The sequence below is a fragment of the Anabaena sp. WA102 genome, from assembly GCF_001277295.1.
GTDB lineage: Bacteria > Cyanobacteriota > Cyanobacteriia > Cyanobacteriales > Nostocaceae > Dolichospermum > Dolichospermum heterosporum.
Genome location: NZ_CP011456.1, coordinates 252,398 through 275,813 on the forward strand (window position 1 = coordinate 252,398; position 23,416 = coordinate 275,813).

A 23,416-nucleotide genomic window follows, 5' to 3' on the forward strand; every position below is an offset into this window, starting at 1 on the left:
TTAATATTCTCTTCCACAAGGGAGCGATAGAACCGTTATTTTTAACTTTGATCCGCTTGTGATAAAAAATCCTTTGGTGATAAAATAGGAATGTTTTGATAGCATTTAAGCACTAATAAATCTTCATCTCCGGTAATAATAATATTGGCATTACCGACAATAGCAAGTGAGAGAAATTTATCGTCTTTTGGATCTCGACAAACTTGTACATGATTGGTAATATCAACTATCTCAGCCAGATTTTTTAGATATAAAATAAACTTTTGCCGCTCTTCCAAACTGACATAATTATTAAATTTTTTCCTAGAGAGAACCATTTCTAATTCTGTAAGTGTTTCCGCAGAAACAAGAATTTGATGGAAATCAAAAGCATAACGAACTGCTTGAGAAGTAATAGATTTGGGAGTTAGTAACCGACTCACAAAACAATTAGTGTCAATAACAATTCTTTGCTCAATCATCACTTTCAAGAATTTCCTTGAGCTTTTCTTCTGTCATACCTTTTACTTCGGCATTTTTACCAACTTGATCACAAAATCCCTGAAACTCATTTTTTAGTAATTTAGTTAATCTTTGATACTCTAAGACAGATAGCACTACAACTAAATCTTGTTCCTGACGTTGAATGGTTATTGGTTCTTTTTGAGCTTTATCTAAAAATTCTGTAAAATTTTGTTTTGCTTCCGTAGCAGACAGGTAAATCATAATATACCTCCTTTCTCTTTATCATAACTTAACTTGGTTATTTGACTCTAGCTACCTCTTTAATTCATGAAAGGTATCTAAACAACTGCGGATATACACATATACTATATTCGGTTTTTACTACTTAAATCTATGATTGAACTTAAATATGACTATGTAATACTTGAACTATCTAATACTTTTCCAAGGAGACAAAGTGTCTACTCAAACTATATATAGAGTGCAATTACTTCTAAATCTTGAGCCACTAGAACGACCAGGTGGACTAATTCTTGAAGAACCAAGCATAGATCCAGGTCATCAAGTGGGTGATTCATTCAAAATTACAAAAAGAGTTGGGATACAAACTGAGACCTACTTAGGAAATCAAGAATTTTCTTTTACAGCAACTGTATTGAAACGTGAAGTTGAATATAATGGAGATCAAAAAATAGTTAACATATTTGTTGAATCACCTGACCGAACTATTATAAAGGATTACCAAGAGGCATTGAAAGCCCTAATAGCAGCAAAAGAAAAGAATGAGTAAGAATTAGTGTCAAAGTCTATCAGAACTCATTCTGAAGCGGAATCAGACGCAAGGAAACCCAACATTTATACATTTTACGTTGGGTTTCGTTCCTCAATCAAAAATTAAAAAGGTGGTAATTCCTTCAGAATCGTGAAGCGAATATGGTTAATAGCTAAGTCACCCAGGGAAACCTCTTCTTTCGTTAAGCGAATTCCATCTCTGGTTAAGGTTTCAAAAGTGATACCTTTACCAATTTCGATATGATACCAGCATAAGCCCATAAAGAATCGTGTAGGATATGGTCCACCTTCTTCGAGATCATCAGGATTAGATTCCATTGGCAACCAACCAATCCCCGGAATATAGAATTCTAACCAAACATGATTAAAATCGGGTTGGAGAGGAACGCCCTGGTGTTCAGCATAGACTGGACATTTATATCTGCCAACTGTACGACAAGGAATACCATTAAGGCGACAAAGTGCTAGTAATACACCTACATATTCTCCACAAGAACCAGTACCTCGTTCTAAGGCAATATCGGGTGAGTCAATATGGGGTTTAATGGCATAGGACAATTGATCATAGACATAGTTACGGATACTGTACATTTTCCGTAACAGATTAGTTTCTGTACCAACGGCTGTGCGGGCTGCACGGATAACAATATCTGTATCCATTGCTAGGTCGTCATCATCTACCAGATAGCGGGTTTTTAATTCTGGTGACAGTTCTGGAACATCTTCGACATCTTTAGGGGTGATGCGATGTTTAATTCCGCGTACTTCTACTAATGCCTTCCAGCCAAATATGTGCCGTTCACCGGGGGCAAGGGCATCAAATTTAAAAACGGCTACTCTTTGTCCGTCAATGATTTCTTCTGTGAATGGTAAACCAATGGGTTCAACTTGTCGGACTTTTTGCCGTTGGGTTTCTGAGGGTAGGGCTATGCGCCATTCTATATCGGCTAAATAAATTTCATCAAGGGGGGAAATTTCTTCAACATAAGACATTTCTATCAGATAGCCATTAGAGAGGGCGTAGCGTTTATCCTCTTGGTAATGATATTGTAGAGAATGAATAAATGTGCGATCGCGGTAGGTTAATTCAAAACAAGGGTCAGCGTTGGGATTATCCCGAATATAAGGTTCTTCGCTGGAGTAGGCCACATAAATACGATCTTTGCCTGTTTCATCCTGTCCGTAAACGGCGATACCTGTAGGAGAATCAAAAGGGGTGAGAACACTGAAACGGATTTCTCCAGTTGCCCTATCCATAGAGTAAACTGTTTGTTCAGTGCGATCGCATACCCACAAAGTTTCTTTACTAACTGCTAAATTTTGGATACCGACACCAGGGGCATAGAATCTAGTGATTTCCTTGCGGGTATCACGGTCAAAAATCAAAATATAGCCAAGTCTTTGGCAACTAACATAAACGGTAGAGTCCCAAACGGCAACACCATCAGCAGGATAGGGTAAAGTCACAAAATGCTCTAACCCTAAAGATGCCAATTTACATAAATAGACACTGTTCCCACGAGTCACCCACAGATCATCCTCCCACACAGCTAAACCAGTAACTTCTTGAAATTCACGGACTTGGTGGGGATTGATAATTTTGCTGTTATCGGTAAGGGGGTCAATTTCTAATAAATGACCTTTAACCGTATCAATAGCAATAAGTCTATCTTTAATGGAAGCAATACCGTAGAGAGTAGCAGCAGTAACTGGTCTGATTATTTTTTGCCCAAACATCTGGTTCACCGTCAAACTGGGTAGTGGAAAACTTATATCATTGAGCATATTAATCATGAATTATTATTTATTAGGGAAGAAGCAAGAGGCAAGAGGGAAAAGGCAAGAGGGAGCAGGGGAGAGAAATATTCTTTTGCAACTGACAACTGACAACTGACAATTAACCAATTCCACATTTTCGGACATCACTAAATTATGATCGAGTTTTGTAACCATTTCCTGTAACCTACACGATGTCTGCTCATTCTTTACCTGAATCTACCCACCTCTGGCATGGTTTGGAAGTTGAAAAAGCTTTAGAAATGCTTGATAGTGACGCAAACAGCGGCTTAACCTCCCAAGAAGTTGAACAGCGTCGTCAGAAGTATGGACTCAATGAACTCGAAGAAAATGGAGGTCGTAGTCCTTGGCAAATTCTGCTAGATCAGTTTACCAATATCATGTTATTGATGCTGATTGCCGTTGCCCTTATTTCTGGCTTTTTGGATTTAGTGGCTTTGACTGGGGGGACATTAAAACCCGGTGAAGTGCCATTTAAAGACACAATTGCCATTATGGCTATAGTTATCCTCAATGGTATTTTGGGCTATGTGCAAGAAAGCCGGGCCGAAAAAGCTCTAGCAGCCTTGAAAAAACTGTCTTCTCCCTCAGTGCGAGTCCTGCGTGACGGTAAACTGGGGGATGTGGCGGCTAAGGAGCTAGTACCGGGGGATGTGATGCTGCTGGAAGCGGGTGTACAAATAGCTGCGGATGGTCGCTTAATAGAACAGTCTAATTTGCAAGTGCGAGAATCGGCTCTTACAGGTGAAGCCGAAGCTGTCAATAAGCAAGCCATACTTACACTACCAGAAGATGCACCATTAGGCGATCGCCTCAATTCAGTTTTTCAAGGTACGGAAGTTGTCCAAGGTCGGGCGAAGGTACTGGTAACTCACACCGGAATGCGAACAGAACTAGGCAAAATTGCCGCCATGTTGCAATCTGTGGACGGTGAACCTACGCCTTTACAGCAACGCATGACCCAATTGGGTAATGTTCTCGTCAGTGGTTCTTTGATTCTTGTAGCCATAGTAGTTGGTGGTGGACTTATTCATGATCTAACTAAAGGAATAGGTTGGAAGAATTTACAAGAATTAGTGGAAGTTTCTTTAAGTATGGCGGTGGCGGTAGTTCCTGAAGGTTTACCTGCGGTAATCACTGTGACTCTGGCTTTGGGAACTCAGCGTATGGTCAAGCATCACGCTTTAATTCGCAAACTCCCAGCCGTAGAGACTCTTGGTTCTGTAACTACTATTTGTTCTGATAAAACCGGAACTCTAACTCAAAATAAAATGGTGGTACAGTCGGTGTACACCAATAATTCTACCTTTCGCGTCACTGGAGAAGGTTATACTCCCATTGGCGATTTTCAATTAAATGGTGAAAAAACCAGTTTAGATGAAGTCCCGGAAATTTCCGCATTGCTTGTTCCCTGTGCTGTTTGTAATGATGCTGTTTTGCAACAACAACAAGGAGTATGGGCAATTTTAGGCGACCCCACAGAAGGGGCTTTAGTTACCTTGGCAGGAAAAGCCGGAATTGAACAAGACCAATGGAGTAGTAAATTACCTCGTGTCTCCGAATTTCCCTTTTCTTCGGAACGGAAGCGCATGAGTGTGATTTGTCAACTAGAAGCTGTAGCCACTGGTGATACTTCTTTAACCGCTATTGACCCAGCCATTGCTGGTTTTGTGGAATCGGAACAATACCTGATGTTCACCAAGGGTTCACCAGAATTAACTTTGGAACGGTGTACAAAAATCCATTTAGGTAATCACTCAATTCCTATCAATGACGAACACCGCAGCCAAATTTTGCTAGCTAATGACCAAATGGCGGGTAAAGGTTTGCGGGTGTTAGGTTTTGCTTATAAACCTTTGGCTGAAATTCCCCCAGATGGTTCTCATGATACATCTGAGGTAGATTTGGTCTGGTTGGGGTTGGTGGGAATGCTAGACGCGCCTCGTCCAGAAGTGAGGGCGGCTGTGCAAGAATGTCGCCACGCGGGAATCCGTCCGATTATGATTACTGGCGACCATCAATTAACTGCTCAGGCGATCGCTATTGATTTGGGAATTGCCCAAGCAGGTGATAGAGTCCTCACTGGTAAGGAATTACAACTTCTCAGTGACCAAGAATTAGAAACACAGGTTGACTTAGTGAGTATTTACGCGCGAGTCTCCCCTGAACATAAATTAAGAATTGTCCAAGCTTTGCAACGTCGCGGGCGATTTGTGGCAATGACAGGCGATGGGGTGAATGACGCTCCCGCCCTCAAACAAGCCGATATAGGCATTGCCATGGGCATCACAGGTACAGATGTGAGCAAAGAAGCCAGCGACATGATCCTCCTAGATGATAACTTCGCCACCATAGTTGCTGCCACGAAGGAAGGTAGAGTTGTTTATACCAATATTCGCCGCTTTATTAAATACATCTTGGGTAGTAATATTGGGGAAGTTCTCACCATTGCGGCTGCGCCATTGTTGGGATTAGGGGGTGTTCCCTTGAGTCCTTTGCAAATTCTCTGGATGAATTTGGTAACAGACGGTTTACCAGCTTTAGCATTAGCTGTAGAACCACCAGAACCTGATGTTATGGAACGTCCCCCCTTTAGTCCCCGTGAAAGCATTTTTGCTAGGGGTTTAGGTTCTTACATGATTCGCATTGGGATTGTTTTCGCTGTGATTACAATTATCCTCATGGAATGGGCTTACCATCATTCTCATGCAGCCGGGTATCAAGGACATGAAGATACTTGGAAGACAATGGTATTTACTTCATTATGTTTAGCGCAAATGGGTCATGCGATCGCCATTCGTTCTAATAATAGACTTACCATCGAAATGAATCCCTTTTCTAATCCCTTTGTATTGGGGTCAGTCATTGTCACCACGATTTTGCAATTGATGTTAATTTATGTTCCACCCCTGCAAAGTTTCTTTGGTACTCATGCACTGAGTTTAGAAGAATTAGCAATTTGTATCGGTTTTAGTGCTTTAATGTTTGTCTGGATTGAAGGTGAGAAGATATTCTTCCGCTTGATGGGCAAAAAAAGTGTTTAATTGGTAAATTGTCAGAATCAGGATTTACAGGATTTCATTTCATTATCTTTGTATTTTTTTATCCTGATTCTGATATTTATTACCAATTAGTCATCAATATGTATCTAAAAATCAACTTCGACGAGATAAGAAAACCCTTTGGGTGCAGGGACAATTCTAGAATTAATTAGGAGATAGATATCATGGGTGAATCCAAACGCAGAAAACAGCAAGATCCCAACTACGGGAAAGTTAAAAATCCTGTCAAAAATCTCCTGAAAGTTTTTTGCCCGTTTTTTGAGGATTACGATAATTTAGCTCATCTCGATGGTGATAGTATATCGTTGATGATCGCTAAGGAAGGGTACAAAGAAACGGGTTTGAAAGGCATAATTGTCACAGGATATCTCGCTGAACATTTATTAAAAGACTATCCTCCCGAATCTGAATTAGTCCAAGCTTTCAAACAACATGGAAATATTTATGTTACTTCCACATTAGCCCTAGCATATTTGGAGAATGATGTAAACAAAGAGGAAAATCTCAGGAATTTTGATACATACGACCCATTAAATGACTTTATATGTATGAAAAGCGATTCTAAAAAATACCAAGTAAGTTTGGTAACAGGATCTTAAAAAAAATTTCTCATCTCCCGAAAAATTCCCAAAATATCCCCGACTTCTGAAAACAATTTTCTCATCTCAAAGATAACTTATTATAGAAGTCGGGGATCTTGACTCTTCAGCTATTATGTACTTAAAAACTTTACACCTCAAACAATTTCGGAATTACCAAAACCAAAAAGTTGAATTTACCGCTGCTAAAACAATTTTGGTAGGTAATAATGCTCAAGGAAAATCGAACTTGTTAGAGGCTGTGGAGTTATTGGCAACATTGCGATCGCACCGGATGACACGCGATCGTGATTTAATTAAGGAAGGTGAATCTACAGCCCAAATTCATGCCACCCTAGACCGGATTCATAGCCATAGCGATTTAACTCTCACCTTCCGTCGTCAAGCGCGTCGCACCGTCGCCATAAATGGGCAAATAGTCCCCAGACAAATGGACTTTCTCGGTGTTCTCAATGCAGTAGAGTTTTCTAGTTTAGATTTAGAATTGGTGCGTGGTAGTCCAGAAGGTCGTCGTAACTGGTTAGATACGCTCTTAATTCAATTAGAACCAGTTTATGCCCACATTTTGCACCAATATCACCAAGTTTTACGCCAACGCAATGCCTTTTTAAAACTTTATATAAATACACCAGAAAAATCTCTACAATCAGAATTAGCCATCTGGGATGCACAATTAGTAACTGCTGGTACAAGGGTAATTATGAGAAGAGATAGAGCTATTCAAAGACTAGCTCCCATAGCTTCTGCATGGCACGCTAGTATTAGTGGAGCATCCGAAATTCTGCAAATCAATTATGCTGCCAATGTTCCCCTAGAAAAAAACTCTCCTCAAGAATTACAAGCAGCCTTTTTTGCTAAACTTCAACAAAGAGCAGTTGCAGAATCACATCGAGGAATAACCTTAGTCGGACCACACCGTGATGAAATAGAACTAATTATTAATCAAACTCCCGCCCGTCAATATGGTTCTCAAGGTCAACAAAGAACATTAGTTTTAGCTTTAAAGTTAGCAGAATTACAATTAATTGAAGAAGTTATTAATGAACCGCCATTACTACTATTAGATGATGTTTTAGCCGAATTAGATCCATCTCGCCAAAATCAATTACTTGATGCTATTCAAGACCGATTTCAAACCTTGATTACTACCACTCATTTGAGTGCTTTTGACTCTCAATGGTTGAAATCTTCCCAGATTTTATATGTAAATGCTGGGAAAATATTAGAAAATGGTAATTAGTCAGTTGTCAGTTGTCAGTTGTCAGTTGTCAGTTGTCAGTGGTAATTTTTCTTCTTTATCCTTCTTCCTTCTTTATCCTGACTCCTTCTTTCTTTATCCTGACTCCTTCTTCCTTCTTTATCCTGACTCCTTCTTTCTGACTCCTGACTCCTGACTCCTTCTTCCTCAACTATGAATTACATTCTCACCGAAAATGAAATTATATCTTTAGGTGCATCATTAAGAGCTATTGCACCAAACATACTGAAACAAAGTCCACAAAAAGGTACAATTAGAATTTGGTTTCAAGGAGGAGAACCTTATTTTGATATCTTCTTTGAATTAAATAATCATGAAATAACTTGGTTTCAATTTACGTTACGAGGAAAGTCACTATCCTGGTCTAGCAATAAACCTCTCTTTAAAACTGGCATTACCAATGAATTAAGTATTGATGATGTTAGTTTTTATGCAGCTAGTAAAACTCTTAAAAATGATCATGACTCAGATGAAGAATTTATTAACTTAGTAAAATCAATTCTCCAAACCAGACCAGAAGAAGAAATTTTTGTCAAAGCCCTAGCTTTGTTTTAAAGTTTATTAATTACCAATAACAACTAATAACTGATACTAATTTTATATGAGTTTGTACCGTTATCTCCCATCACCAATTAACACAAATGGCGACCAGAAATAAGGATGAACATTATTTTTAATTTGACTTAATTTTGCTTGACGTAATGCTTCATCTTTTCTCATGCCTTTTTTTAGATTTTGGTAAAATTCCACCATAATTTCTTTAGTTTCTTCGTCTGCTGCACTCCACAAACTGGCTATTACAGCTTTGCTACCCGCACGTTCAAATAAATAAGCCAGTCCAGAAATTTCTGTACCATTAGAATCGGCTTTTAAAGCTGTTTGACAACCACTTAAAGTAATTAAATCTACATTTTTCAATCCTAATACAGCAGCATCCTGAATATTAAAGCTTTCATCTGCAAACAACAAAGTATTTTCTTTTAATTTTAATTGAGAACAACCACCTTTTTGAAAACAGCCATGAGTCGCTAAGTGCAGTAAAGAAAAGCGAGGAATTTGATTTTTAAAATTTGCCAATGTTGCTTGATTGTTAATAAAAATTTGGCTATCTGGAAAAATAGAAATAATGCTTTTGACTTCATCCTCTGCGCCATTTAGTGCTAAAGGAGGCTGAGGAATAGGATTACCAAAAGCGAGGATTTTTTGATTAGATGTTGATGGTTTTGTTTGTAGGGAACGACTAGAAAGACGAGTGAGGTAACTAATAGGATATTTCTCAATTAGATATTCATTACCGTCATGTAATACTTCAAAAGGAATATACCGCAGTTTACCAGTGGCAATAATGCTGATTTGTTTAGGTTTGGTAGCTGCAATTTCTCTTTCAATGGGACGAATTAACAAATCATAAAGCGGTTGTGAACTATTCCGGTAATTAGTGCTAAAGCGATTAGTTAATGAGGTGTAGGTATTGGTTAATAAACTATCAAATTTTTGGTTATCCAAAGGAAATTTTATTACTTTAACTTTATCTTTTGTAAGCATAAATAAAGCAATATTCTTATCTAATAGCACAGGTTGAATAACCGTTGTACCTGGGGTAATATTGGCTTGCAGTTGGAGAATATCTTCAGGTTTGGTTTCAAATAAATCTGCAACTTCTACAAAACGGTTTCTAATATTTTCCGCTTCTTGATTAAGTTGTTCTTGTAATGTATTAACCTGTTGAGATAATTCAGGTGAAAATTGTTGTGATAACTGTTTTCGCAGATTTTCTAGTTCCTGGTTTTCTTGATTCCATTGCTTAATTGCTGCTTGTGCTTTTGGGTTAGCAACTTGGGCATTAACCAGGCGAGAATAATCAGCTAAATCGGCAACAGTGGCTAAATTGACCCATGCAAAAGCTTTTTCTGGTTGTTTTTGATCTATCAGCAAATTAACAAGGCTAACTGCTGTATCTGATTGACTATCTAAAAATGTTTTGCGATTTTCTCTAATAAGACTGCTACGAAGTTGGAGGATAATATCAACAGATTTTTCTAGATTTTTAATAGCTTCAATAGGTCGCCTTATATCTCGATAAAGAATACCGATATTCTTGAGGATCGTAGCTTCTCCACTCCGATAGCCTACTTCCTTAATTAAAGTTAGAGCTTGGTTGAAATAGTCCAGCGCTTTTTGCTTTTCTCCTAAATAAAAGTAGACATGACCGATATTATTCAGGGTGGTTGCTTCCCCAAGGCGATCGCGTACAGCCGGACGTATTGATAGGGCTTGGTTGAAATAGTCCAGTGCTTTTTGCTTTTCTCCTAAATAAAAGTAGACATGACCGATATTATTCAGATTGGTTGCTTCCCCACTGCGATCGCCTACAGCCCTAAGTATTGGTAGGGCTTGGTTGAAATATTCCAGTGCCTTTTGCTTTTCTCCTAAAGCATCGTAGACAAGGTAGACAAGACCGATATTATTCAGGGTGGCAGCTTTTCCACCGCGCTTTCTCACGGCATCAGCTAAGGTGTCAGCATTTAGGGTAGTTTCCTGATAGTTGTTTAAGGCAGGATGCAAAGGTAGAGCTTTTTCGTAATAGTACAGTGCCTTTTTTGTTTGTCCTAAATTATGGTAGATAGTACCGATATTATTTAGGGTGTTAGCTTCTGCACCGCGCTCACCTAATTGATGAAATAAGGGCTGAACTTTTTCGTAATAATCCAGTGCTGTTTGGTTTTCTCCCAAATCGGAGTAGACACGACCGATGGCAAAGAGTACAAAAGAGTAACTTTCTTTATCATTTAGTGAATCATATAGTGATAATGCTTCTTCCGCCTTCTTAATTGCCTGTTGCAATGACTTTGCTGTTCCTTGGTTATAAAATTTTATTGCCTCATTCAAAAGTTGTTTTGCATTATCCCTTGTTGCTGTTGATGATTGGGCAATTTTTCCTAAATCATCCTTGGCCAAAACACGGGTAGAGTCAAGACATACCCCACAGCACAATAAAATACCAATGCCAAAAACAAGGTAAGGATGTTTTAGCCCTGATAGCAGTCTATATTGTTTATTTTTCATCATATTTATTTATCTAAAAAATTGAGATTTAATTTAATGTAGGGGTAGCGCCCCCGTGCCTACCCCTACCCCCATTCACGCAACCACAGGATATTTGCATGGAAAACCACGGGGGGTTTGCCCGTAACATTTGGGGCAACCACGGGGGGTTTGCCCCTACTTCTTATCCGCAGGTGTTACCTTAATGGTCATTTTACCGGTAGAACTAAACTGAATCTCATCCGCTATATATAAACTCTTCACAGCTACAGATTGAATTTGAGACAATTCTTGAGGTTTTTTAACAGTTGCTAAATCCACCTTAGCTTGTCCTCGTCGGGAGTCCACCAACTCAAAAGCCTGAAGAGGAAGATTGGACCATTCGCTTTGTGTAGCTTTGCTGTTATCCTCACCTCGAATCACCAGACTACCCGTAGCAGTATAAACTAAAGAGTCTTTATCTTTCCTAAAAACTACCTGTTGTACTTGGGTAACAGGTAATGATTTAGAAGTTTTACCATAGGAAAACTCAATTTTTTTCCCTTTGGAGTCAAATCCTGTAACTCTAGCAGTCATAGAATCGCCATTTTTCAGCTTGATATCGGCTTTTATTGGTAATGCTAAGGGTATGGGCGAATTATTAACTTTTTTCTTTACTTTTCCTGGAGTTTGAGCTAATTGTATATTGGCGGTAACTGGTTTGAGGTTTTCTGTCATGCCCACCAATGCCAACACCAATACAAAACAGAATGTTTTGAGAACAACTTTCATATAGTTATGGATGAGTATTAACACAGAATTAAAGTAAGTTATCGCTACTTTACTATAAAATCATCTATAACCGTCCAAATTCCTAAATTTTACAAAAATTACTACTATGCCACCAGATCCTCAAAATACCCCCAATATTAATATCCTGTCTAACTTTGCTGGACTTGTGGGAGTTTTAGCTATTTTCGTTTATTTTATTGGTTGGATATATCGCTGGGCTTATTTTGGCTTTTTTGCCTTAGAACTTAATACTCTTAATTTACCTCATGAGTCTTTTTTAATAGTCCCAATACAAATTATATTTGGTAACTTTTGGATATTTATTCGCGCTACCATAGCCATAACTTTAACCATAGCTTTTATAAAACTTACATTTTGGATAATTTCACCACATCCAAATATTCAAAACCAGCCAAATAGCACCCCAAGACTGCTTGAAAAAATTTATAATTTCCCATTACTTAAAATTTTACGTTCTTTGGCTCAACTTATCCCGCAATCCTTACGTCAAGAAATCATAGTTGTCATTTGGATTTTAGCTTCATTGTTTTGGTTGGGACGTTTTCAAGGTTTAGCTGATGCTTATCGAGATGCCGTTAATAATACTTCTACTAGACCAATAGTTACGCTTGTAACTGCTAAAGATAAACTACCTTTGGGACGTAATTTAGATGATGTATTAATTAATCCTTCTTTAAAAGATTCTCATATTATTGGGGATATGGAACAGTTTAAAAATATTATTGGTCAAGAAACAAATGATTTAACAGATCCTCAAAAACCCATTATTTGGCGGTTATTAATTGAAAGTAATGGTTGGGTTTATCTATTTCCATCTATGCCTCCTGGATCACAATTTAATCAACGTCCTCCAGTATTGACAATTAATACAGGTGATGGTGGGGTACAATTGTTAATTATCAGCCGTCCTAATCTGCGTGAAAAAGGCAATTAATGTCATACCTTTAAATTTTTCGGCGTTGCTGAATTAAGATATGAAAATCAAAAATTCCATTTCTCAAACTCTTACTCTTTGCGCCTCTGCGCCTCTGCGTGAGATCAATTCATATTTTCATTCACCAACGCCAATTTTTCTGTTCACCTAACTAATAAAATTTTTCTAATCTTTTAAATATGTGTAGAATAATTACAGTTAAAATAGCACCCATTAATCCTAATTGCCATAAACCACACCCAGCAGCAATTCCCAAAGCAGCAGCTACCCAAATTGCGGCTGCGGAAGTCAAACCATGAATTTCCGGTGATTTTGATGTTTGGGAAGATTCACGTAAAATTTCCCCAGCCCCCAAAAACCCGACTCCAGCCGCAATACCTTGAACTACACGACTAAGAGAATCAGCACTAAGTTGTGTACCACCTGTTTGGATAGTGATGAGAGTAAACACGGCTGAACCCAAACTTACTAACATATGGGTTCTTAAACCTGCCGGTTTATTTTTTAGCTGTCTTTCTAAGCCAATTAAAGCCCCAATAAATAAAGCGAAACACAGACGCAGCCCGGTGTGTAACCAATCACTGCTGGCAATATAGTAAGGATTTATCACGTTCTGTTCGTGCTAAGTAGTTTGATAGGGAAATTTAGGAAATTAGTTATAAAGTTGGGTGTATTGTCCATACTAATTGGTAATATAGTAACAAAAACTATGTAATAAATATTATTTAATAATTAGGTCAGAATAAATACTGGAAGTAATCCAATTTTACGAAAAAAAGGGAACAGGGAACAGAAAGTGTCCTGTTCTCCAAAACAAAAGTTGCTGAGTTTAAATCTCAGTCAAAAGAAAGATGTTTTTAAAAGATGTATAGCCCGAAAAAAACAGTGTCATTATTTCAAACTCATGTTTCTAAACATGAGTTTTTACTGTTCCCCGTTCCCCGTCTCCCGTTCCCCGTTCCCTCTGAAATCTCATAAATTGTGTGGATAAACTCTATTGGCTTGACCAAATTAAACTACAAGACCGCGCCAATGTTGGCGTTCAGGCATTTTATTTAAGCAAAATTAAACAACAGGGCTATCCTGTTTTACCGGGTTTTGTGGTAGAAGCGGATGTTTTACGGCAATTTCTAGAAACTCTCAACAGTTCAGAGTCGTTAATTGCTGATTTACCCTATTCTTCCCTACATTTAGATGTACATAATTGGCGACAACTGCAACAGGTAGCCGGGCGCTTACGTCAGGAAATTATCTCAGCAACTGTGCCACCTCATTGGGTGAGGACAATTTTTCAAGCAGCCAGACAATGGCAAAGAAGCAGTTTAATTTTGCGTCCCAGTTTGGCAATATCAAATAACCAAGAAATGAAAAATGTATCTGGGTTATTAGAACCAGTATTTTGTCCTTGTGAAGAAGAGGAAATAGGTGAAGCTTTAAAGCTGCTTTGGAGTCAGTTATTCCGGGCGAGAAGTTTACTATATTGGCACAGTGCGGGGATTAGTTTGCCCAGCATTAATTTAGGGGTGTTGGTGCAACCAGTTGACAATGCGATCGCTTCTGGTGTAATCAATACTAAATCATCAGCATGGGATATTGAAGCTACTTGGGGTTTAGGACTAGCAATTACCAACGGTGAAGTATTACCAGATGTTTATTACATAGAACCAAAAACTGGCGCAGTCATAGAACGACAATTGGGTAATAAAATGTTGGCTTACCGTCTTAATCATGGTAATGCTTTTACAGATGAACAACTGCAACCAACATTAGATACTGATTTTTTATTAGCTTATATTTTAGAAGAATCTCAACAACAAGAATATGCTTTGCCAGAAGAATTTTTGCAAGAATTAATTACTGTAGGCAATCAAATAGTCAGTGAATTAGGTGCAACTTTAACTATGAAATGGACAGTTGCCAAAGAATCTTTAGCTACTAAACTCTATATTACAGAAGTCACCGTTCCCCAACCTGTAAATAAGAGTGTGCAATTTATTCAAGGCGTTGGGGCAGCCAGAGGTAGAATTATTGCTAATGCCCATATTTTTAGTTCATCACAAAAAGCAATCCCAGTTCCTCAAGGCGTAATTCTCATCGCCCCAATGATTACTCCTGATTGTTTGCCCTTACTACAAGGAGTTGTGGGGATTATTACAGAACAGGGGGGATTAACTAGTCATGGGGCGATTTTAGCCAGAGAGTTGGGTATTCCTGCGGTGGTGAGTGCTATTGGTGCAACAACTATTTTACAAGCAGGTGAAAAATTATTAATAGATGGTGATAAGGGAGAAGTATATCGTCTCACCGGAGATGAGGAAAATTTTCCTAGTGAGGAGATAGAAGGATTAATTAAAGAGGAAAAAATTGTCAATTATCAGCCAACAAATTTACCCATAATTGCGACTAAGTTACTCATAAATCTGAGTCAAGAACGATTAATTAAACAAGTAAAAAGTTTACCTGTGGATGGGGTGGGATTATTACGTTCAGAATTAATGATGTTAAATATTCTGGAGAAAAAACATCCTCAAGAATGGTTAAAAGCAGGAAAAAAAGCGGAATTGTTAGAATTATTATCTAAGCAAATTATGCAGTTTGCTCGCGCTTTTTCACCTAAACCTATTTTTTATCGGTCTTTAGATTGGCTACCTCATGATTTGCCATCTTTGAGTACAGATCCCCCATTATCAAAGTCATCAATTATTAGTGATAGAGGTATTTTCAGCTATATACAAAATCCGGCTGTTTTTGAATTAGAATTGCAAGCTTTAGCGATAGTTCAAGCATCTGGCTATAGAAATATTAATTTGCTATTACCTTTTGTCCGCAGTGTTGAAGAATTTGTATTTTGTCGTCACAAGGTTGAACAAGCTGGGTTAACACAAATATCCCAGTTTCAATTATGGATGATGGCAGAAGTTCCTAGTGTATTATTTCTCTTACCTGAATATATTAAAGCTGGTGTGATGGGTATTTCCATTGGCACAAATGATTTAACGCAATTATTGTTAGGAATAGATCGAGAACAGGGCAAACCCGGAATAGGTTTAAAATATCTTGATGGCAGTAATCCAGCGGTGATGGGTGCAATATCTCAATTAATTAAAATGTCTCAAGCTGGGGGCATTCCCTGTTCTATCTGTGGTCAAGCCCCGGTACTTTATCCAGAAATGATTGATAAATTAATAGAATGGGGGATTAGTTCTATTTCTGTAGAACCGGAAGCTGTAGAAAGGACTTATCAAGCGATCGCACGTGCTGAACAAAGATTAATTTTAGCAGCAGCACGGCGACAACTTAACGACTCAAAAAATTAATATCGGCAAATAGCCGCCACTTTGACTCCACGAGGCATTGCTTCTGGCTCTAGACTATATACTCTACCACCATTTAACATGGTGTGAATCACGGCAAAATCTAACATATCTTCATCATCTGGTGCCGGTTCTGGATGTAACTCAACCGTAGCAGTTGGTAAATCAAATTTACCCCATATATATTCTTTTTCAGGCACAAATAAAGTATCAACTCTTTGATAATATGCAGCGGGAACAATTGCTTTGATATCATTGGCAATTTTATTACTTTCTTCCCCAGCTAGTTGCAGATAAACAGCCATTAGATCTTCATATTCTTGTTGAAATAAAGGGGCAACAATTTCCCAAGCTGCCTGATTTAACTCTTGAGTTTTGAGAAGTTCTACATTGCCAGTAATACCTGTTTTTACTAAATATTGATAAGTATTAGCCTCTCTGTAAATTGGTAATAAATACTCCACACCTGCCAATATTAAAGGTGCTTTTTCACCGCGTAATTTTTCATGTAATGCACTATCAACAGCATAACAAAATTGTAAAATATCTTCTTCATGTTTCTCCCGATCTGGACTACCTTGTCCATGCACAGAACCAGGCTGTTGAGCGGCGGAAGTCGCACCTCTAGCTATACCAACTCTATGCTGTACACCTTTTTGAAATTCATCTTCTAAAAGAGTTTCTTCCAAATTACGAGGCATATTTTCTACTTCTACCTCATGGAGTTGGTAGCGCGTTCCTGAGTAAAACTGAACATTCTTTTGACTTAAAGCCAAAATGTAGAATTGTCCATCATTATTAATCAAATTTAGTAAGGGTTTAATGTGGAAATTTTTGCCCACAACCACTAATTTGGGAAAGGAAATAGGTAAACAATAGTAACGAAATAGATTTGGGGAAATAAAAATTACTAATCCCTGATTTTGAATTTCCCAAAAATCAGTATTGTCTAATTCCATTGCTGGCTTGAGCAAATTTATAGTTTCAGCATGGCGTAACCCTATGTCATCTAAGCGATTTTCAGCTTCTCGAATTAAATTTTTAAACCGAATTGGATTTTGTCGTGTTTCTCCGCCTAGTTTTTCCATAGGTAGATACAGAGAAACGCATGGATACTCAGGATTTTGGACTAAATTTTTGAGTTCATCAAGAGAAAATATAGTCATAGATTTCATCCCCGTCGAGGATAATGATAGAATCTAGATTCAATTCAACTCCTGATGTGGAAATTCTGCATCTTGCTTTTGACAAGAAATTAACTGCTTTCTATTCCTTTTTATAGATATAATATAAGTAAGTAGGTGAACACAATAAAACCAAACTGTGTAAAGAAATGTAAAATCGCCCAAACCCTTTTCACTCTTGCCTCTTGCCTCTTGCCTTTTGCCTTGCCATAACGACAATTTTCAACACTCACCTACTTATTTGATTTGTGATAGCGTAGCGTGCCGTAGGTATACATTGCAAGAGTCAGATCCCCGACTTCTCTAAGAAGTCGGGGATCTGATATTCAAGTGGGTTATAAATGGGTGTAGAAAGAATTATTGCTGTTTGAGAATACTGGGAATTGTGGCTAGGATGCGTGTGGCAATTTCTTCTGGTGTTTCGGTCGCGCTAATAGTAATATGTAAATCAGCTTGGGAGTACATTGGCTGACGTTGTTCCAAAAGCGATCGCAATTTACTTTCCATATCAGCATCTTGTAAAAGTGGTCTGGTATTGTCTGCCGCCAATCGCTGTAAGATTATTTGTATTGGTGCATCTAACCAAATTATCAAACCATGATGGAGGTAACTCCAATTCTGTTGCTGCATGACAACACCCCCACCAGTAGCTACAACCAATTTAGTATAGGCACAAACTTGAGCTAAGACATCACCCTCCAACTTACGAAACTCTGGTTCACCATTTTCGGTAAATATTTCGTTGATAGATTTACCCGCGGCTTTGACTATCACTTCGTCTGTATCTACAAATCTATAACCAATTTCCTCTGCTAGTAACTTTCCTACTGTTGTTTTACCAACACCCATCATGCCAATTAAGTAGAGGTTAACTCCTTTTAAGATATCAATCATCAGTATTTTTCTCCTGTAAAATTAAAATTACTATTTATGATTTAAGCTTAGATTAGCGTTTTTGTGGTTTATTTTCTTCATCATCCTCAAAATCATCATCTTCAAAAAAATCCCAGTCATCATCATCCGTTACCTGATTTTTCCCTGATTCTTGATAAGGAGGAATAATTACCCGATAATCAGCATCATAAACTGATTCAGTTTTACCTACAGCAGTATTTTTCGGGGATTGAGAACTATAGGAATAAACAGAACTGGCGCGGGAATTAGAAGTTTGTGGACTTGTAGAAGTTGCTTGTGCTGATTCTGAAGTTTCGCTACCATCCCAATCATCTTGATTCCGATTTGTGTCCCAATCATCAAATTCATCATCAGCTTGAGTAACGGTCGGTGACGGACTTTTAGGAGGAGGCGTATTTTCTCTGACACGGGGTGAAGTCGGAATTGATTTAGGGATAGGTTGTTGTGCTTGTAAATTTAAATCAGTGGTAAATTTTAATAATTTAGTAATTATTAAAGATGTAAAAATACCAGCAGTTATGCTCAATAAAATCCACAATGCTAATGGTAATGCTTGAGTTCGCATTCCCAAAAATATTAGTGGAAGTGAGGGCGACAAATTTTGAACTAATATTATTATTAGTCCCAGCATTGCCGTCACCAAGATAATTAAGCGAATTACAGCCATAACGAATTCAAAATTGCAGCAAAATTTGAGAATACACCAGGGGAAAACAGATGAAAATAGCTATTGCCACAAACGAGTTAAGTAGGTTGGCGTTAAAAATTGTCGTTGGGGCAAGGGAACAGAGAACAGGGAACAGGGAACAGGAAGAGAGTTTTGGGCGATTTTACAAAGAAAGGGAACAGGGAACAGGGAACAGGGAACAGGGAACAGGAAACTTTAGTTCTGAGTTTAAAGCTCAGTCAAGAAAAAAGATGTTTTTAAAAGATGCGTAGCACGAAAAAAAACAGTGTCATTATTTCAATCTCATGTTTTTAAACATGAGTTTTCCCTGTTCCCTGTTGCCCGTTCCCTGTTCCCTCTGAATTTTCTTCACATACCTTTAAATTTTTCGGTTCATCTACTTAAATAGAATTAAAAATTAAAAATTTAGTCTTTCCATTTTTAATGATTAATTTTTGATTGCTATAGATGACCTTGCCAACGCTGAATCGGTACACAATCAATATCTAGTTGATCTAGGGCGCGAGCAACCACAAAATCAACTAAATCCTCAATGGTTTGAGGGTTGTGATACCAAGCAGGAATAGCAGGTACTATTCTCACGCCAGTTTCCGCTAAGGTCGTTAAGTTCCGCAGGTGAATTAAGCTAAAAGGAGTTTCTCTGGGGACAATTACCAGTTTACGTCCTTCTTTAATTTGGACATCTGCGGCTCGTTCTAGTAAATCAGAACTGAGTCCCCCAGCCAGTTTGGCAACTGTACTCATACTACAAGGCATAATGACCATCCCCAAAGTTCTGAAAGAACCGCTGGCAATACCAGCACCAACATCACTCCAAGGATGACACCGAAGTTTCCCCTGTTCGGGAACTCCGGCTTGTTGTCGCCAAAATTGCTCTTGTTTATCTGGTTCTGCTGGCATTCGGATTTCCTGTTCTGCTTGCCAAACTATGTAAGTTGATTTAGAGGCTACCAGTTCAATCTGATATTCTGCTGCCAAGAGAAATTTGAGGGCGCGAACAGCGTAAATCAGACCGGATGCACCTGTTACGCCCAGGATTAAAGGTTTTGTGTTATTGGTCATTAGTCATTAGTCAGTGGTCATTAGTCAGTGGTCAGTGGTCGGTGGTCAGTGATCAGTATTTAAGAGCAATGGACAACTGACAACTGACAAAGAACAACTGACTATTCCTCATCATAGGGTTCTTGATCAAAAGGGTCGGTTTTATTGGGTGAATAAATGTCTCCTGTATCTTCATCTTCATTGTTACCATTTGCGCCCATACTTTTTGGTAAACCATCAGCACCAACGGTGACAAGATCAATTTGTTGACGGTAGTAATCAACACTTTTGACTTGTACCATACAGCTATCACCTAATCGGTAGGAAGCTCGATTTTTCCGCCCAAATAAAGCCTGTTGTCTGGCTCGATATTCGTACCAATCGTCTTTGAGGGAACTGACGTGAACCAGTCCTTCTACCCGTAAGGTATTAGCGAGATTGGTTTCTGTGGGCGATTCTACTGGGACTTCAATTTCGACAAAGAAGCCGTAGGATTGAACTCCGGTAATTACGCCGGGAAAGACTTCGCCAATGCGTTGTTTCATTAAGGAAGCTTTTTGGAGTCCGGCTAAATCTGCTTCAGCTTCTTGGACTTCTTTTTCCCGGTCATTAATTTGCACAATGACTCTGGCTAAGTCACTTTGGATTTCTTGGTGGAGTTCTGGGGGGAGAACGTTCCAATTAATTTCTTCGTGACAATTGGAATGGCGCAGGTTAATCCGATCTTTGACGCGGGTATTCCGGCGATCGCGCCCATGTTCTATTAAGTGATGATACGCCCGTTGTAAGAAGATGTCTGGATAACGACGTAAGGGGGCGGTGATGTGGACATATTGGGATAAAGCCAGTCCAAAATGAGAACCTTTGGTGGTGCTGTAGACGGAAGGCTTGAGGGTATCTTGTAATAAATAGGTGAGAACTTGTTCCGAGGGGGAATCGGCAAAAGCACCGGTCAAGTGTTGATAATCTAGGGGTTGGATTTCCAATTCTGGATCTAGTCCCAATTCCACACCTAAATTAACAGCTAGTTTGAGCATTTCCTGAACATCTTCGGGATCAGGTGTGCCTTGAACTCGCCATAAACTAGGAATCCCCAAGGCACTGAGGTGATCAGCCATGAGTTGATTCACTAATATTACCAACTCTGTAATCAGCGATCGCCCAGGTAAGTCATTCAGTACCACAGATCCCATTGATCCCTCATCATAATAGGGGTTATGACTAGGTGGGAGATTCAACTGTAAACTACCGCGCTGTAGACGTACCTGTTTAATAGCATTAGCTAAAGTCTGCAAATCTGGCAATTTCTCCTGGACTGCGGCTGCCACTTTGGTGCTTTCACCAGCGAGAATGCTTTCTGTCTCCCCTTGACTAACGGCTACATCTACATTAATCACACTAGGTTGAATTTCCCACTCCTCCACTTCTCCTGATTGAGGGTTAATGGTGATGATCAAGGAAAGAGCCAAGCGATCGCTCCCAGGGACTAAAGAACACCGTTCTGTCACCGCTGCTGGTAACATCGGCAATAATAACTCTCCTAGATACACTGACTTACCACGCTTGAGTGCTTCCCTGTCCAAAGCTTCATCCGCTTGAATATAGTGGGAAACATCCGTAATGTGAAAAATTAATCGCCAATTGTCAGCACTAATTTTTTCGACACTAAAGGCATTTTCTACCACCGACTCATCACCGTTGGTACTCTTAATAGTGAAGGTAAAAACATCACGTAAATCCAGACGATTTTTCAGGTCTGCTTTCAGGAGTCTCTTGGGTAACTTCGCCGCCGCATCGAGGATCGAATCGGGAAAAGTTCGGGATAAATCATGTTTACAAGTGACCAAATCTATATCCGCTGCCGCTTCAGCATCACTACCCAGAATTTGTACCACTCGACCCAAGGGAGGGTATTGTGCCAACGGATAGCGGAGAATTTCTACGTGAGCTAAATGGTCAATAGCCTCTTCCAACTTCATACTGTTGAGTTGTAGTTTCAGTTCAAACAGCAATCTGTCATCCAAAGGAACAGCCCGAAACCCTTCCTCCACCTGCTTAATTCTGGCGAGTAAAGTATGATTAGACCGCTCCATAATCAACTTCACCTCACCTTCAGGCGATCGCCGGCGACTACCTTCCTTAAGGACTCTAACCAAAACGCGATCGCCATTCCAGGCATTACTCAAATGACTTTCGCGGATGTAAATATCCTCTGAGCCTTCGCTATCTTGAATTGCAAAACAAAAGCCCTTACTAGAACAACGTAGTTTCGCCTCAATCAATCCCTCTTCCGTAACGCGGCGATATTTCCCCCGTTCCTTCACCAAAAGCCCAATTTTTTCCAACACATCCAAAGTAATTTGGAGTTTTTCTAGACTTTCTTCATCCTCACAACCCAATTTCTTTTCTAGGACTTTACGAGCCACCAATTTATCATCTGTGAAATTGGCAAGAAGTGTAGCGATTGAAAATTCCATGCAGTGAACCGACCTTTGGTCAAAACATCATTTGTTGTCGAATCTGGCTCTTTACTGTATCCCCTCACGGTCTACAGACACTTGCTGCTGTACGAATTTTGCCCTTGGGTAGTGTTTCGTAGAAAAGGCAAGTCCGCTCATAGCGCAGCGTGGCATTAGCCATAGTCATTGTCAGAGGAAGCCCCTGCGTTGACCGGAAATTTTAGATTTTAGATTTTAGATTTTAGATTAAAAAAATTTAGTATGGGTTTCCGTCTTTCAGGACGGAAAAATACTCGCTGCGCTGCGTACGCTTCGCTAACGTAAATCCCAAATCCAAAGTTTTCGAGCTTCTACACTTGTTTGGTGGAGTCAATCCAAAATCGTTCGACTGAGCGAAGTCGAAGTCCAAAATCGTCAATCCAAAATCGAGTGACTTCTCACTGCACGACAATCTCAGAGTTTGCTTGCGTGACCCTTGACCTGATCTAAACAATCTTCACCATGCACTCCTGATACTCAATAATTAAACACTAAGTAATTAGATCATGGATGAGTGAGAGACTTGGTTTGAAGAACTCTCTATACCACCCACAAACTACAAACTGGTTTAACCATAGGTGTTTGATGGTTTAGATATAAGGTAATCTCACGCCATTAGCATCTGATAACATAGCGTGGCGTTAGCCATGTCTTCACTGGCAGAAACCGCTGAAAAATCCAATTCTCGCTTATGTAGGATTGGTAACAATCAGGTAAGCAGTAAAACACAGGCAACGAGGGCAAACCTTATCTTTATCATTGTAGATTTAGAGCGCACTTCTTTAAAAATACTTCTAGATATCTAATTGGGTAATTAGTATAGCATTTTAAAGATAGACAACAATTTGTGTTGAACAACTGCTAGTATCAGAACATATTTAAAATTGTGAGTGCTTAGTTCTCAGTAAGACTTTATATTGAAATATAGGGTTTTGTCTAGGGGATTGGTAATTGGTATGCTAAACACGGTTGAGACATGGACTTTTACAAAATTACGAAAAACCTAGATTTGTAGGGGTAAAGCAAGAGCTTCATTGGTGTCAACTTAAGCTC

General features: G+C 39.0%; 19 protein-coding genes. 8 read left to right on the top strand and 11 right to left on the bottom strand.

All coding sequences use genetic code 11. The features are described from left to right. Positions 1-41: 41 nt before the first annotated feature. The gene (locus AA650_RS00970) at positions 42-461 is read right to left on the bottom strand and encodes a putative toxin-antitoxin system toxin component, PIN family (protein ID WP_053537609.1); all 420 of its coding nucleotides are present in this window, start codon (positions 459-461) and stop codon (positions 42-44) included. Continuing rightward, positions 454-705 (bottom strand): type II toxin-antitoxin system Phd/YefM family antitoxin, encoded by a 252-nt coding sequence (locus AA650_RS00975; protein ID WP_027403534.1) that lies wholly within the window; start codon positions 703-705, stop codon positions 454-456. The genes AA650_RS00970 and AA650_RS00975 overlap by 8 nt, the downstream gene beginning before the upstream one ends. A 196-nt stretch (positions 706-901) precedes the next feature. On the opposite strand from AA650_RS00975, the gene AA650_RS00980 reads away from it, so the two are divergent. Further along, positions 902-1,234: a hypothetical protein gene (locus AA650_RS00980; RefSeq protein ID WP_199924357.1), complete on the top strand. Its 333-nt coding sequence runs from the start codon at positions 902-904 to the stop codon at positions 1,232-1,234. Positions 1,235-1,338: 104 nt separating this feature from the next. On the opposite strand, the gene AA650_RS00985 is transcribed toward AA650_RS00980, so the two are convergent. After that, entirely contained in the window at positions 1,339-3,021 is a 1,683-nt protein-coding gene (locus AA650_RS00985; protein WP_053541149.1) for a transglutaminase domain-containing protein, read from the bottom strand. Between the two features lie 185 nt (positions 3,022-3,206). On the opposite strand from AA650_RS00985, the gene AA650_RS00990 reads away from it, so the two are divergent. From AA650_RS00990 to AA650_RS01005, 4 genes are all read left to right on the top strand, one after another. After that, a complete protein-coding gene (locus AA650_RS00990; protein ID WP_053537611.1) occupies positions 3,207-6,077 on the top strand; it encodes a cation-translocating P-type ATPase in 2,871 nt (956 codons plus the stop codon). A gap of 182 nt (positions 6,078-6,259) precedes the next feature. Beyond that, complete coding sequence (locus AA650_RS00995) at positions 6,260-6,694, top strand: hypothetical protein (RefSeq protein ID WP_053537612.1); 435 nt, start codon at positions 6,260-6,262, stop codon at positions 6,692-6,694. A 115-nt stretch (positions 6,695-6,809) separates the two neighbouring features. Then, entirely contained in the window at positions 6,810-7,934 is a 1,125-nt protein-coding gene (recF, locus tag AA650_RS01000) for a DNA replication/repair protein RecF (protein ID WP_053537613.1), read from the top strand. Positions 7,935-8,105: 171 nt separating this feature from the next. Continuing rightward, positions 8,106-8,507 carry a hypothetical protein gene (locus AA650_RS01005; protein WP_053537614.1) on the top strand — a complete coding sequence of 134 codons (402 nt, stop codon included), beginning with the start codon at positions 8,106-8,108 and terminating at the stop codon, positions 8,505-8,507. A gap of 60 nt (positions 8,508-8,567) precedes the next feature. Here AA650_RS01005 and AA650_RS01010 read toward each other — a convergent pair whose 3' ends face one another. Next, a complete protein-coding gene (locus AA650_RS01010; RefSeq protein ID WP_081424102.1) occupies positions 8,568-11,021 on the bottom strand; it encodes a CHAT domain-containing protein in 2,454 nt (817 codons plus the stop codon). Positions 11,022-11,174: 153 nt separating this feature from the next. Next, positions 11,175-11,768: a hypothetical protein gene (locus tag AA650_RS01015; RefSeq protein ID WP_053537616.1), complete on the bottom strand. Its 594-nt coding sequence runs from the start codon at positions 11,766-11,768 to the stop codon at positions 11,175-11,177. Positions 11,769-11,874: 106 nt separating this feature from the next. Between AA650_RS01015 and AA650_RS01020 the strand changes: the two genes are divergently transcribed. Beyond that, complete coding sequence (locus AA650_RS01020; protein ID WP_053537617.1) at positions 11,875-12,723, top strand: hypothetical protein; 849 nt, start codon at positions 11,875-11,877, stop codon at positions 12,721-12,723. 151 nt (positions 12,724-12,874) lie between these two features. On the opposite strand, the gene AA650_RS01025 is transcribed toward AA650_RS01020, so the two are convergent. Beyond that, positions 12,875-13,333, bottom strand: a complete 459-nt coding sequence (locus tag AA650_RS01025) for an MgtC/SapB family protein (RefSeq protein WP_053537618.1) — start codon at positions 13,331-13,333, stop codon at positions 12,875-12,877. A gap of 373 nt (positions 13,334-13,706) precedes the next feature. Here AA650_RS01025 and AA650_RS01030 point away from each other — a divergent pair, with 373 nt between their 5' ends. After that, entirely contained in the window at positions 13,707-16,040 is a 2,334-nt protein-coding gene (locus tag AA650_RS01030) for a putative PEP-binding protein (RefSeq protein WP_053537619.1), read from the top strand. Here the strand turns inward: AA650_RS01030 and AA650_RS01035 are convergent. The 3 genes from AA650_RS01035 to AA650_RS01045 form a co-directional block, all read right to left on the bottom strand. Then, entirely contained in the window at positions 16,037-17,203 is a 1,167-nt protein-coding gene (locus tag AA650_RS01035; RefSeq protein WP_053537620.1) for a baeRF7 domain-containing protein, read from the bottom strand. The two genes, AA650_RS01030 and AA650_RS01035, sit on opposite strands and share 4 nt — an antisense overlap. Before the next feature lie 375 nt (positions 17,204-17,578). Continuing rightward, positions 17,579-18,115 (bottom strand): shikimate kinase, encoded by a 537-nt coding sequence (locus AA650_RS01040; RefSeq protein ID WP_053537621.1) that lies wholly within the window; start codon positions 18,113-18,115, stop codon positions 17,579-17,581. Between the two features lie 52 nt (positions 18,116-18,167). Continuing rightward, positions 18,168-18,803 carry a hypothetical protein gene (locus tag AA650_RS01045; RefSeq protein ID WP_053537622.1) on the bottom strand — a complete coding sequence of 212 codons (636 nt, stop codon included), beginning with the start codon at positions 18,801-18,803 and terminating at the stop codon, positions 18,168-18,170. A gap of 50 nt (positions 18,804-18,853) precedes the next feature. On the opposite strand from AA650_RS01045, the gene AA650_RS01050 reads away from it, so the two are divergent. After that, positions 18,854-19,075, top strand: coding sequence for a hypothetical protein (locus tag AA650_RS01050; protein ID WP_053537623.1), 222 nt, complete (start codon positions 18,854-18,856; stop codon positions 19,073-19,075). Positions 19,076-19,265: 190 nt separating this feature from the next. Here AA650_RS01050 and AA650_RS01055 read toward each other — a convergent pair whose 3' ends face one another. After that, complete coding sequence (locus tag AA650_RS01055) at positions 19,266-19,886, bottom strand: flavin prenyltransferase UbiX (protein WP_053537624.1); 621 nt, start codon at positions 19,884-19,886, stop codon at positions 19,266-19,268. 101 nt (positions 19,887-19,987) lie between these two features. Continuing rightward, complete coding sequence (locus tag AA650_RS01060; protein ID WP_053537625.1) at positions 19,988-22,342, bottom strand: ribonuclease R family protein; 2,355 nt, start codon at positions 22,340-22,342, stop codon at positions 19,988-19,990. Positions 22,343-23,416 lie beyond the last annotated feature (1,074 nt).